The 3,926-nt window shown below is 69.1% G+C and carries 4 protein-coding genes; 1 reads left to right on the top strand and 3 read right to left on the bottom strand.

The genetic code is table 11. The features are described from left to right. Positions 1-128: 128 nt before the first annotated feature. The 3 genes from H0W38_RS22165 to H0W38_RS18300 form a co-directional block, all read right to left on the bottom strand. Complete coding sequence (locus H0W38_RS22165) at positions 129-368, bottom strand: hypothetical protein (protein WP_367162368.1); 240 nt, start codon at positions 366-368, stop codon at positions 129-131. Between the two features lie 72 nt (positions 369-440). Continuing rightward, the gene (locus H0W38_RS18295) at positions 441-2,147 is read right to left on the bottom strand and encodes an NAD(P)/FAD-dependent oxidoreductase (RefSeq protein WP_292456767.1); all 1,707 of its coding nucleotides are present in this window, start codon (positions 2,145-2,147) and stop codon (positions 441-443) included. A 156-nt stretch (positions 2,148-2,303) separates the two neighbouring features. After that, a complete protein-coding gene (locus H0W38_RS18300; protein ID WP_292456770.1) occupies positions 2,304-2,471 on the bottom strand; it encodes a hypothetical protein in 168 nt (55 codons plus the stop codon). A 114-nt stretch (positions 2,472-2,585) separates the two neighbouring features. Here H0W38_RS18300 and H0W38_RS18305 point away from each other — a divergent pair. Next, positions 2,586-3,926: MFS transporter (locus tag H0W38_RS18305; protein WP_292456771.1), on the top strand; the 1,341-nt coding region annotated here is incomplete at its 3' end.

Genomic DNA, 3,926 nt, shown 5'->3' on the forward strand with positions numbered 1-3,926 from the left:
GCCGCGCACCGGTCGCGTCCCACGAGTCAATGCAAGCCCGCAGCCGTGCCGGAGGTCAGAGTGGATACCGCGGCCGGATACTTCTGTTCCCCGCGGCCTCGCCGTGGCGGCCGGTGCCGCTCAGCAGTTCAGCCTGCTGAAAGGGCGTGAGCTCGGACGCCGACTTGTCGAGCGTGACCAGGCGCGCAATGGCGTCCTTGGCACCGCCCTGCGGCCATGCTGAGATAGATGCGCGCCTTCGCATCGTCCCTCGGCAGCAGTTCGCCGGCGCTGTAGAGCATGCCCAACCGGTACTGGGCCTTGAAGTTGCCGGCCCGCGCCGCACCGGTGCAGAGGGATTCCGCCGAAGCGGTCTTGCAGGGCGCGATGTTCGTCGACGTAAGTCAAGCGCATGCGGATCTCCGGTGCGGGGGTGCGAAGTCGACGCCATGCGTCGGCGCTCAGAGTGTGGCTTGCGCCCGAGGGTCGAGTCCAGCCAGCAGTTGCGCGCCCAGGGCCTCGGCCACCTCGATGCCGTCGACTCCGGCCGACATGATGCCGCCCGCGTAGCCTGCGCCCTCACCGGCCGGATAAAGGCCGCGCACGTTGAGGCTCTGGTAGTCGCGGCCGCGGCTGACGCGCAGCGGCGAGGAGGTGCGCGTCTCCACGCCGGTGAGCACGGCGTCTGTCATCGAGAAGCCCTTGATCTGCTTGTCGAAGGCCGGCAGCGCCTCGCGGATGGCGGCCAGCGCGTAGTCCGGAAGGCTGCCACGGCCCGGCTCGGCCAGGTCGGTCAGGTGCACGCCCGGCTGGTAGGACGGCAATACGCTGCCCAGCGCCGTGCTGCGCCGGCCGTGGATGAAGTCGCCGACGAGTTGTCCCGGCGCGCGGTAGCCGCCCCCGCCCAGCACGTACGCGCGCGATTCCCAGAAGCGCTGGAACGCCATGCCGTCTAGCGGACTCACGGGGCCTTCGGTACGGCCGTCCTGCCGGTAGTCCTGGGGCGCCACAGCGACGACGATGCCGGCATTGGCGTTGCGCTCGTTACGCGAGTACTGGCTCATGCCGTTGGTCACCACGCGCTCGGGCTCGGAGGTGGCGGCCACCACGGTGCCGCCCGGACACATGCAAAAGCTGTAGACCGATCGCCCGTTGCTCGCGTGGTGCACCAGCTTGTAGTCAGCGGCGCCGAGCAAGGGGTGGCCGGCGTTCGAACCGAAACGCGCACGGTCGATGAGCCCTTGCGGGTGTTCGATGCGAAAGCCGATCGAGAAGGGCTTGGCTTCCATGTGCACGCCGCGCCGGTGCAGCATCTCGAAGCTGTCGCGCGCGCTGTGGCCCAGGGCGAGCACGACATGATCAGCGCGCAATTCCTCGCCCGAGGCGAGCGTCACGCCACGGATGTGCCCGACGCCCGCATCACCGTCGGAAGAGCCGCGCTCGATCAGCACATCGGTCACGCGCTGTCCGAAACGCACCTCGCCGCCCATTCCTTCGATGCCGGCGCGCATCTTCTCGACCACGCTCACCAACCGGAACGTACCGATGTGCGGCTTGGCGACGAAAAGAATCTCTTCGGGCGCGCCCGCCTTGACGAACTCGGTGAGCACCTTGCGCGTCAGGTGCCGCGGATCGCTGATCTGGCTCCACAGCTTGCCGTCGGAAAAGGTGCCGGCGCCGCCCTCGCCGAACTGCACGTTCGACTCGGGGTCGAGCACCCCCTGGCGCCACAGGCCCCAGGTGTCCTTGGTGCGTTGCCGAACCTCCTTGCCGCGCTCCAGCACGATCGGTCGCAGGCCCATCTGCGCCAGGATCAGCGCCGCCAAGAGACCGCAGGGACCGAAGCCGACGACGAGGGGGCGCGGGCGCTGCAGCGCGGCGAAATCGGCGGGTGCCTGCGCAACCGGGCGGTAGCGCGTGTCCGGGCTGGGCCGCACATGGGCATCGGCGGCGAAGCGCCGGAGCACGGCCGCCTCGTCGCCGCGCAGCTCGCAGTCGACGGTGTAGATGAGCACCACGGCCGCCTTGCGGCGCGCATCGTAGCTACGCTTGAAGACTTCGAAGCCCAGCAACTCGTCGTCCGGGATGCCCAGGCGAGCCGCAATCGCCGCGGGCAGCACGTCAGCAGTGTGATCGAGCGGCAGGCGCAGTTCGGTGATGCGAAGCATCGGACAAGGCAGCAGTCGAGAACGGAGCGATGAGGCGATGCGCGCAACTCAACCCGAATGTGACGTGCCCCGAGTGCTGAACCAACGGTGCCTTGCTTCGCAACGGGGCTACCGCGACGCAACGCGGGAGACGCTTTCGGCGTCGCGGCTGCGGCTTCAGCCGCCCTTCTTGGCGCGCTTGCCGGGGTTCTTCTTGCTGCGCGTGTGCGAGCCGCGCTCCAGACTCACCTTTTGGCCGCGGGTGGTGGTGACGGTCACGCCGGGCGGCGCGACAGGCCGGGGAGTGGCGCGGCGGTCGGCTTCGGTCTTGATCTTGTTGCCCATGATGGCTTTCGGAGTTGGTTTGGAAATCAACCCGCGATTAGGCCACAAGCGGCCGCGCTCGGGAGGAGTTCGCACGGCCGGAGCGTGCGGGGCTTGGCTGCTTTATGGTTGTGCATGACCACCCTTCACAGCGACATCCCCGCCCGCCTCGACCGCCTGCCCTGGTCGCGCTGGCACTGGCGGGTGGTGATCGCGCTCGGCGTGGCCTGGATGCTCGACGGGCTCGAGGTCACGCTGGTCGGCTCCCTGGGCGGCGTGCTGCAGCGCGACGACACGCTGGGGCTCACGGCCGCGCAGATCGGCGGGTCCGGTTCGGTTTATATCGGAGGCGCAGTGATCGGTGCGCTGCTGTTCGGTCGGCTCACCGACCGGCTCGGCCGCAAGAAGCTGTTCCTGATCACCTTGACGATCTACGCGCTCGCCACGCTGGCCACGGCGTTTTCAAACAGTTTTGTTTTCTTTGCGGTTTGCCGCTTCGTCACCGGCCTGGGCATCGGCGGCGAGTATGCGGCGATCAACGCCGCCATCGACGAGTTGGTGCCGGCGCGCGTGCGCGGCCGTGTCAGCCTGGCGATCAACGGCAGTTTCTGGCTGGGCGCGGCCCTCGGCGCGGGCCTGAGCCTCGTACTGCTCGACGAGCGCGTGCTCGGCCCTGCCTGGGGCTGGCGCGCCGGCTTCGCCCTGGGCGCGCTGCTCGCCGTGGCCATCGTGCTGGTGCGGCGCAACGTGCCAGAGAGCCCGCGCTGGCTCATCTCTCATGGGCGGGCCGCGGAGGCCGAGCGCATCATGGCCACCGTCGAGGCAGAAGTCGAAGCGCGGCACGGCAAGCTGCCCGCCCCAACCGGCCGCGTCGCTTTCAGCACGCAGGCGTCGCCTACCTTGCGGCAAGTCGCCCAGGTGCTGCTGCAGCGCTACCCGCAGCGCAGCGGCGTGGCCCTGGCGCTGATGGTGTCGCAGGCGTTCTTCTACAACGCGATCTTCTTCACCTACGCGCTGGTGCTCACGCGCTTTCACGGCGTGGCCGACAACCTCGTTGCGCTCTACATCTTTCCGTTCGCGCTGGGCAACGTGCTGGGGCCGCTGCTGCTCGGGCCGCTGTTCGACCGCGTCGGCCGTCGCCGGATGATCGCCTTCACCTACGTGGCGTCGGGCATCGGCCTGGCGTTGACCGGCTGGGCTTTCATGCAGGGCTGGCTGGATGCGCGCAGCCAGGCGCTGGCGTGGTCAGCGGTGTTCTTCCTGGCCTCGGCCGCGGCCAGTTCGGCCTACCTCACGGTCAGCGAAGTGTTCCCGCTGGAGATGCGCGGTCTGGCCATCGCCTTGTTCTACGCGGTGGGCACCGGCGCGGGCGGCTTTGCGGCGCCATTGCTGTTCGGCATGCTGATAGAGACCGGCAGCCGCGGCGCCGTGGCCGTGGGCTACGCGATCGGCGCCGTGCTGGTGATTGCGGCCGGG

This window comes from Methylibium sp. (assembly GCF_013817365.1).
Taxonomy (GTDB): domain Bacteria; phylum Pseudomonadota; class Gammaproteobacteria; order Burkholderiales; family Burkholderiaceae_C; genus Methylibium.

Excerpts from the sequence above, each read along its gene's own strand:
- H0W38_RS18295 (WP_292456767.1), bottom strand. The coding sequence starts at position 2,147 with ATGCTTCGCATCACCGAACTGCGCCTGCCGCTCGATCACACTGCTGAC.
- H0W38_RS18300 (WP_292456770.1), bottom strand. The coding sequence starts at position 2,471 with ATGGGCAACAAGATCAAGACCGAAGCCGACCGCCGCGCCACTCCCCGG.